The following is a 15,636-nucleotide window of genomic DNA, read 5'->3' on the forward strand; positions in this document are numbered from 1 at the left end:
TCTGCCGAACGGTAAGAGGCAGCTGGCCGTCGGCTGGTAGCTTGCTGGGAATGCTTCGCCACCGGATGTGCGCCACGACTGGTTGGCGCACAATCATTGTTGCGCGTTGTTTTTCGAAGATCGACTTTTCACCTGGCGCCGCCGGGCCAGAGGGCGTGGAGGGCACTCTGGCCCGGCTTCCAGGTCTCACCGTCGATGAGCGCGATGAGTCGCTGAGCATGTTTCGTGTTCGCGGGCAATCGCCCGCCGGCAGCCAGCAGTGCCACCCCGGAATATCCCCGATCGGAATCGTGGCGCGGCAGCGACCGCGACAGGTTCGGCCCGCAGAGATCCGCACCAAAGTTGCCCGCCACGAGGTTTGATGTAGAGAACGTAGTGATGAGGCAGTGATAGGGGATGAGTGCGGCCATGGGCAAAAGCACCTGCGACAATGGCGATCTGGAAGGCGATCTGGAAGACGATCTGGAACGTGAGATCGGTGCGTTGCTGGTCAGTCCACCGGATCCCCGGGAGATCCTCGATCGCGTTGCGCTGCAACGAAGCCGAGAAGTCGCGGTAGTCACCCTTAGTCATCCCCAGGCGCAGAATGCGCTGAACTTGGCAAGCTGGCGACGTCTCAGGCAGCTGTTCGAGGACCTGGCGGGCGAGCCGAAGCTCAAGGCAGTCATACTCCGCGGCGCCGGGGACAAGGCGTTCGCTGCGGGCGCCGACATCAAGGAGTTTCCCCATACTCGAATGACAGCGGCGGACGCGACCGACTATAACGAGAGCCTCGCGGCATGCCTGCGCGCAGTCGCCGCGGCGCCGATTCCGGTCATCGCAGCGGTCCGTGGCCTCGCCGTGGGCGGCGGGTGCGAACTCGTCACGGCCTGCGATGTCGCCATCGCGGCCGATGACGCACGCTTTGGGATCCCTCTGGGCAAGCTCGGGGTCATCCTTGGCTTCCCCGAAGCCGAGGCCGTCGCGCGCCGCATCGGTCCGGCAGCCCTGAAGTACTTGTTGTTCAGTGGGGAACTCGTCGGCGCCGACGACGCCTTACGCTGGGGGATGGTGCAAAAAGTAGTCTCCGCTGGCGAATTGGCGGATGCGACGGCCCGGCTCGTTGGTCAGATCTGCCGGCAGTCGGCGGTAACGATGCGCGCGGCGAAAATGATCGCCGGCATGCACGGTCGCACGCTGACCGGCGCTGACACCGATGCCCTGATCCGCTTGGCCATCGCTGCCTACGACGGAGACGACTTACGCGAAGGTGTGGCCGCCTTCACTGAGGGACGTCCGCCCCGGTTCGACGGCGGCAGTGCGATCTGAGATCGCAGGACAGCGCACTCGTGAGTGACACGTCGCAACACCACGACGAGATCTGGCAGCGTGACCTGACCGAAATCGCCGAGTTGATTCGCACCCGGCAACTTACGTCGGAGGACGTCACCGAGTCGACCCTGCGGCGGATCGAAAAGTTCGATCCACACCTGAAGAGCTACGCGTGGGTCACGCCCGACTCTGCGCTAGAAACCGCACGTGCCGCCGACGCTGAGATAGCTCGGGGCCACTACCGCGGCGTGCTTCATGGCATACCGATCGGCGTAAAGGATCTGTGCTACACGGTAGACGCCCCGACCGCGGCGGGCACCAGGATCCTTCAGGGTTTTCGGCCACCCTACGATGCCACCGTCGTCGCGAGACTGCGCGCTGCCGGTGCCGTGATCACCGGCAAATTGGCCATGACCGAAGGCGGCTACGTCGGCTATCACCCGCGACTTCCGGTGCCCGTCAACCCTTGGGATGCAGCTACGTGGGCGGGAGTGTCGTCGAGTGGTTGTGGAGTGGCCACCGCGGCGGGATTGTGCTTTGGCTCAGTCGGATCCGACACCGGGGGATCGATCCGATTTCCGACGAGCATGTGCGGCGTCACCGGGATCAAGCCGACATGGGGACGGGTCAGCCGCTACGGGATCGTTGAGCTTGCAGCCAGTTTCGACCACGTCGGACCCATCGCTCGAAGCGCCCGCGACGCCGGAGCTCTACTGACCGCCATGGCCGGATCCGACGTCAACGACCCGACGTCATCGGCGGAACCCGTCCCGGACTATGCCGATGACCTCGTCTTGGCGCGGATACCCAATATCGGCGTGGACCGGCACCAGATGGCGGTCTTCGACGACGACACCAACGCGATCATGATCGACGTCATGAGGATGCTCGACGACATTGGCTGGCCTGTCGTTGACGTGCGGTTGCCGCCACTGGCTCCGATCGTCGAAGTCTGCGGAAAGCTGCGCTCGGTGGAGACGGCCATCGCCCATGCCGAAACCTATCCGGCTCGCGCCAGCCAATACGGGCCGACCCTGCGTGGGCTCATTGAAACCGGACGAAGACTGGGCGCCATGGAGTACCAGGAGCTGATCAACCAGCGGCGGGAATTCACCGCGTCGCTGTACCGCGTGTTTCGCGATGTGGACATCGTGTTGATGCCCAGCTGCGGTCTGGCAGCACCAACGCTGGAGACTATGCGGACCCTGGGCGAGGACCCAAAGTTGCTCGCCACCTTGGCCGCACCCACCGCGCCTTTCAACCTCAGCGGCAATCCCGCGATCTGCCTGCCCGCGGGAACGACACCGCGAGGAACCCCCTTCGGGATCCAGTTCATCGGCCGAACATTCGCCGAGCATTTCCTCGTCCAACTCGGTCACGCATTCCAGCAGGCGACAACGTTTCATCGCCGCCGCCCGCCGGAGGAGTTCGCTAGCGGTCGAGGCGCGTAAGCCGGGTCCGCCCCGGAAGGCTCTCTCGCAGGTGCCCGACAGCTAGCTGGGGGAAGGCGAGGGCAAAATCCCACACAGCTCGCCAACCCGCCCGGCGCAGCACCCGCAACAACGTGGTAGGGGGGGCCGGAGAGAACGCCGTCCGCACCGCTGCCGGATCGCCACCGGATGACAGACTGCGCAACGCGGCCTCGACGCCGGCTGGGTCGTTCCACAACGCGCGGAATACGACCGTCCCTTTCGCGTCGATGACATGCACGGTATTGGGCATGCAGCCGTAGTCGTGATGCGCCGAGCCCTCGACATCATCGACCAAGATGACACGGCCCTCACGCTCCTCGCTTACCGCAATGCGCGCCGCAGCGTTCTTGTCATCGGCGGTGCGGTGAGCGCTGATGTGCCCACCGGGGTGCGCCTCGCGCACGTAGAGGACGAGAAACACCACATCGGGGAATCGATAGGCCAACGCGTTCATCTGGGTGACGCGCGAAACGTACTGTGGACAGCTCACACTGCCGGTCTCCAGAACCACGGGCCTGCCGCGAAAGTCCGAAAGCCTGACCTCGGTGCCGTCGAGCCGCCGAGCGGCGAAGTCCGGTGCGGGATCGCCGACCTCAACGCCTCCGAGGGCTTCGAGCTGCTCTGGGTGGACGTGGAAGTGGGGATAGTTGTAGCTCTGCAGGTCCTGACCCCGCGTCGCCGAAGCCGCGTTCTTCATGGGTTCCTCCTATCACAAATCAACGTCTGATGAATTAAACCTACCCCAAGCCGGCTCGCTATGTCAACAGCAGGTGACTTAGCTTGTCAGTTGTCGAGTGCCGCACACCAGAAAGCCACTACGGCTTGGCGCTTGTCGCAGTGCTCAGCGCGTGGATGTGACCGTAACGGGCGGCTCTTGGGTGAGATCCACTGCCGTAGAGGCTGGGAGAGAACCGGCCCGTGCTTCCCGCTAAGGCGAGGGCGCTTCCTCGGAGGTCACCGGCGCCTCCGGCGAGGTCTCCGTCGCGCCCGGCGAGGCGGTCGGCGGCAAGCTCGGCGCGACCGGGATCGGTTCGGGGGCCTGCGCCATGTTCAAGACCTGGTTGATGATGTAGATCCGCGCCATGCGTGCGTGGATGCCTCCGCACACCACCTTGGCGGTGCCGTTGATCGTTATGTCACCACCTTTTCCGGTGACCATCACCTGAGAACCCTGCTGGGTATTCCATTGCCCACTGACATCGTCGGGACCCAGCAAGCTCAAAAAGACGTGGTAGTACACGAGGTCGAGAAGCGCACTCGAGTCGGACTTGAGCGCATCAAGTTGCTCGGGTGGCAACTGGGCGAACGCGTCGTTGTCTGGCGCGAACACCACGTACGGCCCGTTGTTCAGCACGTCGACGACGTTGACCTCAGGATTGAGTTGACCTGTTACCGCAGAGTTGAAGGTGCTGATCTCTGGGATGCTGGCGAGCGCGGTGCCCAGCGGCTCAGTAGCCAGCGTCTTGTAGTTCGGCACGGCCTCCTTGAACGCATCGCAGCCGGGTCCTTGCGGATCGGGGAGATTGACCTCCGGCTTCGGCTCATCGGGCGGATCGGCGTAAGCGGTGACCGGCAGCGCCAGCGATATCCCGATGGCGGAGATCGCGGCCGCGGCTGCCCGTGCCCATGGGGTACGCGTGTTCACACTCACTCCTCAGGTCATGAATCCATTGCTCATGGCGGGTCGATTCATCGATACCGTACCAAGAACGCCGGCGGTAGCTGACCAGCCTCGGGGCTGCCATCATCATCACCACACGCAGCAGGAACACCTCGCGCAATGCCGGGCTAGGGTGACTGATTGGGACCCGAGAGGATGCGCGGGAGGGCTGATGCGGGAGGGCCAATGAAGGTTCTTATTACTGGGGGCACCGGGTTTGTGGGGGCCTGGACGGCGAAGGCTGTCGCCGACGCTGGGCACCAGGTGCGGTTTCTGGTCCGCGACCCGGCGCGGTTGACCACCAGCGCGGCGCAAATCGGTCTGGATACGTCCGATTACGTTGTTGGAGATATCGGCGACCCGGGCTCGACAGGCGCCGCGCTGGACGGCTGTGACGCGGTGATTCACAGCGCTGCAATGGTTTCCGTTGTCAAGGCCGCCGAGGCGGCCGCGGCGATGCTCCGCATCAACCTGGAAGGCGGGCGCAACGTGCTCGGCGCCGCCGCGGAGCGAGGTCTGGATCCGATCGTGCATGTGTCGAGCTTCACCGCACTGTTCCGACCTGGCCTCCCCATGGTGAGCGCAGACCTGCCGGTAGTGGGCGGAAGCGACGGCTATGGCCAGTCCAAGTCGGCGGTCGAGAACTACGCACGCCGTCTGCAAGCCGACGGTGCGCCGGTCGCTATCACCTATCCCGGCATGGTTCTTGGGCCGCCCGCGGGAAATCAGTTCGGCGAGGCGGCCGAAGGCATCATCGCGGCCGTTGAGCTGCGCGGCTTACCGGGTGGACGTGGCGCCGCCTGGACCGTCGTGGATGTGCGCGACGTCGCCGCCTTGCATGCCGCCCTGCTCACTGAGGGCAAGGGTCCGCGCCGATACATGGCGGGCGGCCAGCGCATTCCCGTTGCGGACCTGGCGGTCATGCTCCGAGAGGCGACCGGGCTGCCGATACGCAGGTACCCGCTGCCGGATCGCTTCCTGCGCGGCGTCGGAAGAGTCGTCGACACGCTGGGCCATCGCCTGCCCTTCGACACACCGATCACGGGGTCAGCGACGCAGTACTACACGCAGATGCCGCCGACGGATGACACCCCGAGCGAGGTCGAACTCGGCATCAACTATCGCGAGCCGCGCGAGACCTTCGCCGACACCGTGGCGGGCCTGCGGCGCGTCGGCCGATTGCGCCGGTGAGCCCCGCATCAGCGGTCGGCGAAACCGGCGGCTAACCGGGGAATCCGGCCAGTTGATGTGCAACCGCATCGAATGCGCGCAGCGTGTTCGCCTGTGACTGCGGGTCGTCATGAGAGACCGGACGGCTGGACAACTTGGCGGCGACCACGTCGGCGGCGCGGTTGACGTAGATCATCTGACCACACATCCCCACACACAACGTGACGTTGCTGCCCGGGTAGGGAAACCAGAATTGGTTGCGGTACATGCCGCCGGGCATGTGGGTGTCGTCGGGGCTGGCGGCGAACGCCTGACGCGAGTCGGGACCACCGTCGACGGTGTCGGCGACCCACGCTGCCGGTACCACGTGTTGGCCAGAAAGCGAGACACCGTCGCGCAGGAACAGCGACCCGAACCGAATCATGTCGGTCAGGCAGGCGCTAATGCCGCCGTCGAATATTCCGGTGCCTGCGGTATCGGCCGTGTCTAGGGCGATCGTGGCATCGCACTGGGCGCCGATGCGGCTCCACAAAAGTTCCGACATCAGTTCGGGCATCCGCTGGCCGCCCGCCACCTCGCAGATCCAGCCGAGTACGTCGGTCTCACACGACCGATATTCGAACGGGCCGCCGTGAGAGACGTTCTGCCGCAGGGTCAGGAGGTAGTCACGCAGCGTGGCGGGGAGGTCCGCGTTGCTCTTCGTCCGCCACCCAATCACCTGCTCGCGGACGTGTATCTCCGCCGCTGGGTCGTCGTAATTTTCCGAGAAGGCGATACCCGATCTCATGTCCAGCAGGTGGCGCACCGTCGCGCCGGCGTAGCCGCAGTTCGCCATGGCGGGTATATATCGCGTCACCGGTGCGTGAAGCTCGATCGCACCGGCCCCGTGCAGCGCGCCGACCACGGCCGCGACCAGCGACTTGCTCACCGAGAACAGCAGGTGCCGTGTCAGGGGCTGCAACCCGTCGAGATATTCCTCGGCCACCATCGAACCGCGGTGGGCAACCGCCCAGCCGTCTGTGGCGGTGGCGGACATCACGGCGCCGACGGTGGTGTCGTCCCCGTCCGTCCTGGTCAACCTGATCTCGGCGATCGGGGCAGTGGCTGCCGGCAATGCCGCAGCCGGTCCGGAGCCGCGTGGGATCACCGCCGTGGGCATGAAGTCTTCGATGTGCTGGAATGCCCAATGCGAATAGGGTGACGACAGCCAGTTGTCCAGTGTCATACCGGCTGGGGCGCGATCAGGTTCGCCGCCGATCATCGGCGCTCAGGCTCGTGCGACGAGCCGCGAGATGATCGGCGCGGCCGGCGTTAGGGGTGCCGAGGCGAACTGCGCCTTGATGCCCTTGACCCAATGCTGGCAGCGCTCGGTGAGCTGATAGTCGTCGGTCTGCAGGTGTCCGCGGGTGAAGAGCACACCAAGTTGGGCGCCTTCGCAGCGTAGGTCGCCGGGCGCCACGACACGCATGTAGAAGGCCTCGGACTCGTCGAGCAGCGTGTCCCAGTCGTTGGCGGAGCGCGCAAAGGCGACGCGCCCGTCGTCCTCAAGACGCCAGACACCGGTGCGTGGCGTCTCGGTGAAGAGCTCGAGATCCGGCGAGGTCTCCGAGATGACTACCTGACCCCAGACTTCGTCTTCGCCGTAGCCCCGTTCCCAGCGCGCATTGATCTCGTCGATGTCGAGTTCGTAGTCCACGTCCATGTATTCGAGCAGGTGGAAGAGGAACAGCGGTATGTCCGCGTAAGCCTCTGTGGTCAGATTCGTCATCGGGCTGGCGCCGCTCAGGCGGGGGTTCACCTCGCCGAGGTAAAGCTCGTCGGAGTCCAGGTCATGTAGGAGATCGACCTCGAAGTAGCCGCGGTACCCCTCGCGGCTCATGACGTCGCCGAGCTTTCGCGCCATTTCTCGCGCGGCGTGCGTCTGGGCAGGCGGCAGCACCTCGCGCCAGATGTCATTGCCGCACCAGGCCCCCTTGTGCGGAGTCAGCTCGGGATACCCAACCAGACTGGTCATCGGCGGGCCGATCACCGTCCCGTGGCGGGTCACGGTGCCCTCAACGCATACCTCGACGTTGCGGATACGCTTCATGACTTTCACTTCTTGCTGTGCGGCTAGCTCAGCGGCGCACTGGTCCCAGTCGCGCTCGCCGCGCACAAAGAACGTCCCGCTGCCGGCATCGCCGTAGGCATCCTGAACGACCAGGTCATCGCCCAATCCGGCGGTTTGCGCCAGCACCAGCAGCTCGTCGTATGAACCGACATGCCCGATCACATAAGGCACGCTCGGGACGCCCGCTTCATCGGCGAGGCGCGTCATGACGGTCTTGGAGTCCAATCGATGCAGCAGCTCCACCGGGGGGTGAATGACGTCGAGCCCCGCCCGCTCCGCGAGAGCCTGGGTCTCCTCGTCATGCATCACAAAGCAGGCCTTGCCACCTGGCCCCCGGCGCGCGATGAACTCGAGTGTCTCGGGATCACCCAGGAGGTGGTTGCACACGTCTCCCATCGAGTCGAAAGCCCTACGGTCGCGCCGCCGGGGTACGAATACCCGAGGGTGTGCGCCCTCGAAGGAATCAAAGTAGTTCAGGTAGAAGAAGTTCCGTACCCAGCGGTCGATGCCGAGCAGGTTGAACGGGGTGGGCGAGATGAAGTACAGCGGTGCGGCGTTCGTATGAAAGAAGGCGCGTACGTCCGAAAGGCCGCGCAGTGGGCGGCGGGGCTCGGGTCCAGGCCTGCCAGCGGGCGGGTTCACGCGGGCAGGGGCGCTACGGTCAGCGCAACGGCCGCAATGGTCATGACACGACATATCAACATTGCACAAGTGTGCACCCCGCAGAACCGCAACCAGGGCGCGGGTACCGCCAGAAGGGGCGTTGAGTTATCCGGTGAAACGACGGATCGCACTGGTAAACCACCGTATTCGACCTCGCCGCAGTCGTCGCTCAGGCGCGGGCGTGGGCTAGCCGCACCTCAGGCACGGTGAAGGTGGTTGTCTAAAGATCATCAGGTCATCGGGGAGGGGAGGTGTGGGCGTGACTGGCAAACGAGTCATCATCGCCGGGCTCGGCGACACCGGCGTCCTGACTGCCATCCATCTTTCCGGTCACGCCGACGTCGTCGGAATCTCGGTCAAGCCCGCTTTGGTGAGTGGACAGGAGTTGGGGATGCGGCTGTCCCGCCCCGACGCCTGGGCACGCGACTACTGGATTTCCTTCGACCGGTTCCGCGGCCTCGATCGGGTGCGGACGATCCAGGCTGCCCTGTCCGGGGTCGACCTCGCCGACCGTGCAGTATTCGCTCGGCATGCGGACGGTTCAGTGGAGATCGAGCACTACGACGCACTCGTTATCGCCACTGGGGTCACCAACGGCTTTTGGCGCCGCCCGGACCTGCAGTCGGCCGACCAGATCGGTGCCGAATTGCAGGCCGCCCACGATCGGCTAGCCGCCGCGCGTTCGGTGGTCGTCGTCGGCGGTGGCGCCGCCGCGGTCAGCAGCGCGGCCAATATCGCGACCGTCTGGCCGAACAAGTGGATCGGCCTGTATTACCCGGGCGAGCGCCCCTTGGCTGACCACCACCCGCGGGTCTGGCGTCGGGTACGGCGCCGATTGAGCGACGCGGGTGTGGTCCTTCGACCAGGGCACCGAGCGGCCATTCCCAACGGCTTTGGGTACGAACGGATCACCAGCGAACCGGTCGCATGGCGCAGTGGTCAGGCACCCACATCGGCCGATGCCGTGCTGTGGGCGATCGGACAGGTGCGACCGAACACCGACTGGTTGCCCCCGGAGCTGCTCGACGACGAGGGCTTTGTCCGGGTGACGCCGCAGTTGCGTGTCCCGGATCATCACGGAGTGTTCGCGGTAGGCGATGTGGCTGCGACCGATCGGCTCCGCAGTTCAGCCCGCAACCGAGCCGATCGACTTGTCGCTCATAACGTTCGCGCCGAGTTCGCGGGTCGATCACTACGCAGCTACCGAGCGCCGAACCGCCGCTGGGGCTCGGTGCTCGGCGTGCAGGCGGACGGCCTTGAAGTTTTTGCCCCCAGCGGGCTCCGGTTTCGTTTCCCAGCATGGTCGATCGACCGGGTGCTGCAGCCGTGGATCGTCAGACGGGGGATCTACCACGGCATCCGGCGACCACGAACCGACGAAGTGGGCTGAATACCGGCCGACACGGTCTGGCCGCTTACGGCGCCTGAGTCATGGCCGAATGGCTGGCGTGTCATGGATACACCGCACCGACCGTGCTACTATTAGGGCAGTCGTACAGGTCAATTGCACAGGGCGATCGCTCTACTAGGGAGGTACTGGGTGACCTCACCATCAATGGAACGCGGGAACGAGGTGCGGCAACGGCTAACGTCTGCCGCGGTCGAACTCATCCCCGAGAGAGGCTGGACGGCGGTAAGCACGCGGATACTGGCCGAACGCGCGGGTGTCACGCCAAGTGTGGTGCACTACCACTATTCGTCGCTGCAGGCGCTGCTGCGTGAGGCTGTCATCGGCGCCATGCGGCAGCGGGTGAACGACATCAACACGCTGGTCGAGATCGCCGCCACCGCGACCGACCTGATCGATGTGCTGCTGAAGTCGTCGGATCGCCATAGCGGTGACGACCCGACGGCACGGTTATTCGTTGAGGCCTATCTGGCGGCCAGCCGCGACGCTCAGCTTCGCCACGAGATGGCGTGCGAACTCGCCGATCTCCGTGAGGCTTTCGCCCGGCGGTTGCTCGAATGCGGTGTGCCTGCCCACGGCGACACTGCCGCCATTCTGCTGGCCGCCCTCGACGGCGCGCTGCTGCACCGCGGGTTGGGCATCGGCCCGGACGCCAAACCTGCTGCGGCCATACTCCATCGGCTAGTAGCACCCGACGACACTCTGTCAACCGCAGGCCACGAAGGGACACGAAGGGAAATGTCATGAGTGAAACGATCCACCCACGGCGGACAACCACATCAGCCGCGCTCGAGCGACACTTTGCCACCCTCGCCGAACAGCGCAGACACCATCTGCCGGAGCTGGTGCGGCTTGCGCCATCCCTCGCGTGGCGCCGTCCCGCCGATGGGCAATGGTCAGCTGGCGAATGGCTAGAGCACATCTGGCGGACGATCCGGGTCCAGCGCATTCTGACCCAGATGTATGTCCCGGTGGCTTCTAAGTTTGCAGCTCTGTTTCGCAACCGACCTTACGAAACTGACGTCCCCGATCTCTTTGAGGCACAGCCAGACTCTATCCCCGGTCCGTTGTTGCCGTTCTTGAAGCCCAAGCACGGACCATCCAACCCGCTTCCGCTGCATATCCTTGCGGACCGACTCGAGGCAGAGGCGAGCATCTTGCGTGCGACGCTTGATATCGACGAGAGGACTGCCGGGCACATCGTCTATTGGGACGGCCCCTTCGGCCGGCTGAACGTGCTTCAGTCGATCCAAGTGATCGGCTTTCACGAAGCCAACGACTTCAAGCACATCTCCGAAGTCCTACGCACGGTGGCGCGGTGAGCCAACGCTCCGGGTGCATCCCACCCAGCGGCGCACTAGTTCCACGTCCTGGCACCGAGCGGTTTCCACTCGGGCGCTGGGCGACATTGGCCCAGCTGGAACAAGACCCGCACCCGCTGCTGGCCCGGCTGCGGGCGACCGAGCCGGTCTCATGGCTTGACGCGCTGGGCGGGTGGATCGTTACCCGCTACGACCTCGCCGCGACAGTGATGCGCGATCCCATCACCTTCACCGTCGACGATCCCCGATTCTCCACGTCCCAGGTGCTTGGACCCAGCATGCTTTCCCTCGACGGCGCCGCGCACGACCGGCACCGCAAGCCCTTCACACACCAATTCCGACCCGCGCAGGTGCGGGAACGGTTTGTCGCCTTCATCGGAACAGAGACCGATCGGTTGATCTCTGCGATACGACCCGCCGGCAAGGCGGAGCTCCGGCGTCAGTTCGCCGGGCCGCTTGCAGTCGCGGTAGCGACCGAGGCGCTTGGGCTCTGCGACATTAGCGCCGATGCGGTGTTGGCCTGGTACGCATCGATTGTGGCAGCGGTGTCGGAGGTGACGCGGGGGCGACCCGTACCCACCGCCGGAACGCAGGCGTTCGGTCAGTTGCGAGACGCATTGGTGCACAACATCGCTCACGGCGATGTGTCGTCTCTGGTGGCGCACGCGATGCGCGCACCAGAAGGGCTGCGTCACGACGAGGTCGTGTCGAATGCCGCGGTGCTGCTGTTCGGTGGTATCGACACCACCGAGGGCATGATCCTCAACGCGATCCGCCACCTGCTCGTGTTCGGCGACCGCGATACGCTCGCGGCCGTTCGCGACGACGCGGATCTGCGGTCGAACGCGATCGAGGAATCGATTCGATTGGAGCCAGCCGCCGCGGCCGTCGACCGCTACGCCACGCGCCCTGTCGAGTTGGGCGGCGCACGGATCCAGCGAGGGGACCTGGTCACGGTCTCGATCGCCGGGGCCAACCGGGACCCCGCGGTGTTCAACGACCCCGATCGCTACGAGATCAGCCGCGCCAACGCCGCCTCGAACCTCGCCTTCGCCCAAGGCCCGCACGCCTGCCTCGGCGCACACCTCGCCAGGGCGCAAACCACTATCGCGATCGGCCGCCTGCTCGACCGCCTGGCCGGGCTGCGACTCAACCCCGACCACCCACACTCACCACGGGGCTTGGTGTTCCGCAAGCCGCCAAACTTGCACGTTCTCTGGTCGCCGTAGCTGGAGGCGGGCGAGACCGACGACGCCAGCACCGCCTCACGACAGGCCCGAATCACGCCGCCCATGGGTCGCACATAGGGTGGACCAAATGCAGGGGATCTGCCACCAACGCCGGACGAACGTCCGAAATCTCCTTTTACTGGGACGGGGGCCACGTCACGGGTGGGACTCCATTGACCGGAAGCGCCCTTGTCGTTCGGAGGTAGAGAAACTGTGACATATGTCGTCGCTGAGCCCGAGATGATGGCGTCGGTTGCCATGGACCTAGAGCGGATTGGTTCGACAATCAGCGCGGCCAATGCCGCTGCGGCGGGACGGATTTCTGGTCTGGCGGCGGCGGCCGGCGATGAAGTGTCGGCGGCAATAGCCAACGTGCTTGCCGCACACGGCCAGGAATACCAGGCCGTCGCCACACATGTCGCGGCGTTTCATAGCGAATTCCATCAGGCTCTTGCGGCGGCCGGACGCGCCTACGCCCAAGCCGAGACTGCCGGCGTCGCGGCGCTACAGGGCGCGCTGGTCGCGCCCGCCCAGGGCGCGTCGGCCGCGCCGGCCGCTGCCATGATTCCGCCGTTCATGGCGAACGAAGTATCGTTGTTCTTGGGTGGCACCGGCGATCCCATACCATCACAGAATTACGTCGAGCGGGCGAATGCTCTCTACGTTCGTTCGACAGAAACGCTCCAAAGGCTCTTCACTCCGGAAGAGTTGTACCCAGCCACCGGTGTCAGGAGCCTGACCCTGAACAGGTCGGTGAACGAGGGCATAGCCATTCTGGATAACACCCTCTACGAGAAGATCAATGACGCCGGACAGTCGGTCACCGTCTTCGGGTACTCCCAAAGTTCTGTCATCGCCTCGCTGGAGATGAGAAACCTCGCCGCAGGCGCGTCCGCGTTTGGTGCAACACCTCCGGACCCAAGCCAACTCAACTTCGTGTTGACCGGCAACGTGATGAACCCGAACGGGGGCATGCTCGCGCGGTTCCCGGATCTGTCCATCCCGAGCCTGGGGTTGACCTTCTACGGCGGAACCCCATCCGACACACCGTACGAAACGGCCATTTACACGCTCGAATACGACGGCTTTGCCGACTTCCCAAGGTACCCACTCAATTTCATCTCCACCCTCAATGCAGTGATGGGCATCGGCACCGTGCACCCCACATACATGGGGCTTACGCAGGCACAGGTCGATAGCGCCATTCAATTGCCGACGTCTCCCGGCTACAGCGGCAACACCACCTATTACATGATTGAGACGGAGAATCTGCCGCTGTTGGCGCCGCTGCGTGCCATTCCCGTCATTGGAAGCCCGCTAGCCAACCTGTTTCAACCGAGCCTGGAAGTGATCGTCAATCTGGGCTACGGAGACCCCGAATTCGGCTACTCGACGAGTCCTGCGGACGTGACAACGCCGTTCGGCTTGTTCCCAGATGTCAGCCCGCTCCGCGTTCTTGATGCCTTAAATGCAGGCGCACAGGAAGGAATCCACGACTTCACCGCTGACATGCATGCTTTGCAGGCGCAACCACCGGCGCCCCTATCCCTCACCTTGCCGCAACCGGTGGACTTCGTGAGCGCCCTGAATGCTATCCAGGCGCAGCCACCGGCGCCCCTATCCCTTGCCTTGCCGCAACCGGTGGACTTCGTGAACGCGGTGACTGCCGCCCCGACACCAATCGAGATTGTGAACGGGCTTACCACGATTGCCTCCGACGACTATGCCCTCCTACTTCCAACCGCCGATATCGGAGTTGCCCTTCTGGTGACTTTGCCCATGTATAACGCGGGCCTCTTCGTGAGCGAACTCGCGCAGGGAGACCTCATCGACGCGATCGGATTGCCGATCGCGGCCACAGTGGGACTGACCACCATCGCCGGCGCGGTAGAACTGGCAACCATTGGGTTAGCGCTCTATGGCAACGTTCAAACCCTCCAGGGCCTGGCCGCCTAGCGCACTACATCCGAGCCCACACCGGGGAACAGCCCCAAGATCTAGGCTACCTCGGCCACCCGCATAGAGTACGACTCATTCCCGAGTCCACCGACAAGGAGGGCGGCATGGGTGACACTTATCAAACCCTCCGCTTGGCCGCTGCCCAGTCATCTCCCGTTTTCCTGGACCGCGAAGGGTCGACCAATAAGGCTGTGAAGCTCATCGCCACCGCCGCGAAAGAGGGTGCGCAGTTGGTCGCCTTCGGCGAGGCCTGGCTGCCGGGTTATCCATGGTGGATCTACCTGGGCTCACCAGTGTATGGCGCCCCGTTCGCACAGCAGCTGTATGCGAACGCGGTAGAAATCCCAAGCGCGACTACAGAACAACTGTGTGCCGCTGCCCGACAACAACGCATCTATGTCGTCATGGGCCTCACCGAACGCCACGGCGGCAGCCTTTATCTGGCGCAGATCACGATCGACACCCAAGGCAATCTCGTCGGCCACCGGCGCAAGCTGAAACCGACACATGCCGAGCGCACAATCTGGGGGGAGGGCGATGGCAGCGACCTATTTGTTGTCGAAACCGAATTGGGGCGGGTCGGTTCGCTCAACTGCTGGGAACATCTGCAGCCCTTGACTCGCTTTGCCATGAACTCGTTCAACGAGCAGATCCACGTCTCAGCCTGGCCCGCCTTCTGCCTGTACACGGGGACGCTGCATTCATTCAGTGCCGAGGCCAACATCGCGGCCTCCCGCAGTTATGCCCTGGAGACGCAGACGTTTGTTATCCACGTGGGAGGGCTTTGCGATCAGTCAACCTTTGAGCTTCTCGGGGATGACGATCAGAAGCGGGCTTTGCTGCGGGTTGGCGGCGGCGCCTCGCAGATTATCGACCCCACGGGTATGACTATCGCTGGTCCGTTGGGGGACGATGAGGAAGCCGTGCTGGTCGCGGATTGTGACATGGCCAAGATCCCGGCCGCAAAGTTGGCCAACGACCCCGCCGGGCACTATTCACGGGGCGACGTAACTCAATTGTTGCTCAATAGGAGTCCGCGGCGCCCGGTCGTTTACCGGGACCCTGCGCCCGGGCCGGTAACACTTCCGGAAGAACGCGGTGACAGTGCCTCAGAACGAGGTGGTTCTGCGTCAGACTCGGCGACTTGAGTGGGGCTTCCGCGGTCTAGCAGTCATCCCACCAGATCACAGCGAAATTGGTTATAGCTCATCAAGTTTGATTTGTTCATCTCTGTGATGTACAGAAAAAACGCACTGCCAACACCCTGGGGGACATCTGCTGTCCACAGGCGTTCACCCCCAGTCAGTTCGCCCTAAAACTGTCCGCGCCGAC

14 protein-coding genes are annotated in these 15,636 nt (G+C 64.3%); 9 read left to right on the forward strand and 5 right to left on the reverse strand.

From position 1 onward, the window contains the following. Positions 1–128: 128 nt before the first annotated feature. Positions 129–410 carry a hypothetical protein gene (locus F6B93_RS12165; RefSeq protein WP_211695327.1) on the reverse strand — a complete coding sequence of 94 codons (282 nt, stop codon included), beginning with the start codon at positions 408–410 and terminating at the stop codon, positions 129–131. Between F6B93_RS12165 and F6B93_RS12170 the strand changes: the two genes are divergently transcribed. Beyond that, the gene (locus F6B93_RS12170) at positions 409–1,308 is read left to right on the forward strand and encodes an enoyl-CoA hydratase/isomerase family protein (RefSeq protein ID WP_211695328.1); all 900 of its coding nucleotides are present in this window, start codon (positions 409–411) and stop codon (positions 1,306–1,308) included. The two genes, F6B93_RS12165 and F6B93_RS12170, sit on opposite strands and share 2 nt — an antisense overlap. After that, positions 1,305–2,762, forward strand: a complete 1,458-nt coding sequence (locus F6B93_RS12175; RefSeq protein WP_425518543.1) for an amidase — start codon at positions 1,305–1,307, stop codon at positions 2,760–2,762. The genes F6B93_RS12170 and F6B93_RS12175 overlap by 4 nt, the downstream gene beginning before the upstream one ends. Here F6B93_RS12175 and F6B93_RS12180 read toward each other — a convergent pair. After that, positions 2,743–3,480: a deiodinase-like protein gene (locus F6B93_RS12180; protein ID WP_211695330.1), complete on the reverse strand. Its 738-nt coding sequence runs from the start codon at positions 3,478–3,480 to the stop codon at positions 2,743–2,745. The genes F6B93_RS12175 and F6B93_RS12180 overlap by 20 nt on opposite strands. A 231-nt stretch (positions 3,481–3,711) precedes the next feature. Continuing rightward, positions 3,712–4,428: a fasciclin domain-containing protein gene (locus F6B93_RS12185; protein ID WP_211695331.1), complete on the reverse strand. Its 717-nt coding sequence runs from the start codon at positions 4,426–4,428 to the stop codon at positions 3,712–3,714. A gap of 201 nt (positions 4,429–4,629) precedes the next feature. Here F6B93_RS12185 and F6B93_RS12190 point away from each other — a divergent pair, with 201 nt between their 5' ends. Beyond that, positions 4,630–5,634: an NAD-dependent epimerase/dehydratase family protein gene (locus F6B93_RS12190; RefSeq protein ID WP_211695332.1), complete on the forward strand. Its 1,005-nt coding sequence runs from the start codon at positions 4,630–4,632 to the stop codon at positions 5,632–5,634. 31 nt (positions 5,635–5,665) lie between these two features. On the opposite strand, the gene F6B93_RS12195 is transcribed toward F6B93_RS12190, so the two are convergent. Continuing rightward, positions 5,666–6,874, reverse strand: a complete 1,209-nt coding sequence (locus tag F6B93_RS12195) for a serine hydrolase domain-containing protein (RefSeq protein WP_211695333.1) — start codon at positions 6,872–6,874, stop codon at positions 5,666–5,668. A gap of 6 nt (positions 6,875–6,880) precedes the next feature. Further along, positions 6,881–8,365, reverse strand: coding sequence for a biotin carboxylase (locus tag F6B93_RS12200; RefSeq protein WP_211695334.1), 1,485 nt, complete (start codon positions 8,363–8,365; stop codon positions 6,881–6,883). A 280-nt stretch (positions 8,366–8,645) separates the two neighbouring features. On the opposite strand from F6B93_RS12200, the gene F6B93_RS12205 reads away from it, so the two are divergent. From F6B93_RS12205 to F6B93_RS12230, 6 genes are all read left to right on the forward strand, one after another. Then, positions 8,646–9,776: an FAD-dependent oxidoreductase gene (locus tag F6B93_RS12205; protein ID WP_211695335.1), complete on the forward strand. Its 1,131-nt coding sequence runs from the start codon at positions 8,646–8,648 to the stop codon at positions 9,774–9,776. A gap of 150 nt (positions 9,777–9,926) precedes the next feature. Continuing rightward, a complete protein-coding gene (locus tag F6B93_RS12210) occupies positions 9,927–10,541 on the forward strand; it encodes a TetR/AcrR family transcriptional regulator (RefSeq protein ID WP_211695336.1) in 615 nt (204 codons plus the stop codon). Beyond that, positions 10,538–11,116 carry a DinB family protein gene (locus F6B93_RS12215; protein WP_211695337.1) on the forward strand — a complete coding sequence of 193 codons (579 nt, stop codon included), beginning with the start codon at positions 10,538–10,540 and terminating at the stop codon, positions 11,114–11,116. The genes F6B93_RS12210 and F6B93_RS12215 overlap by 4 nt, the downstream gene beginning before the upstream one ends. Next, a complete protein-coding gene (locus tag F6B93_RS12220; RefSeq protein ID WP_246540732.1) occupies positions 11,113–12,345 on the forward strand; it encodes a cytochrome P450 in 1,233 nt (410 codons plus the stop codon). Before F6B93_RS12215 ends, F6B93_RS12220 begins: the two co-directional genes overlap by 4 nt. 213 nt (positions 12,346–12,558) lie before the next feature. Continuing rightward, positions 12,559–14,301, forward strand: a complete 1,743-nt coding sequence (locus tag F6B93_RS12225) for a PE family protein (protein WP_211695338.1) — start codon at positions 12,559–12,561, stop codon at positions 14,299–14,301. A gap of 134 nt (positions 14,302–14,435) precedes the next feature. Continuing rightward, positions 14,436–15,452, forward strand: coding sequence for a carbon-nitrogen hydrolase family protein (locus F6B93_RS12230; protein ID WP_211695339.1), 1,017 nt, complete (start codon positions 14,436–14,438; stop codon positions 15,450–15,452). Positions 15,453–15,636: the final 184 nt, after the last annotated feature.

Origin of the sequence: Mycobacterium spongiae (genome assembly GCF_018278905.1) — a bacterium.
Classification (GTDB): Bacteria; Actinomycetota; Actinomycetes; order Mycobacteriales; family Mycobacteriaceae; genus Mycobacterium; species Mycobacterium spongiae.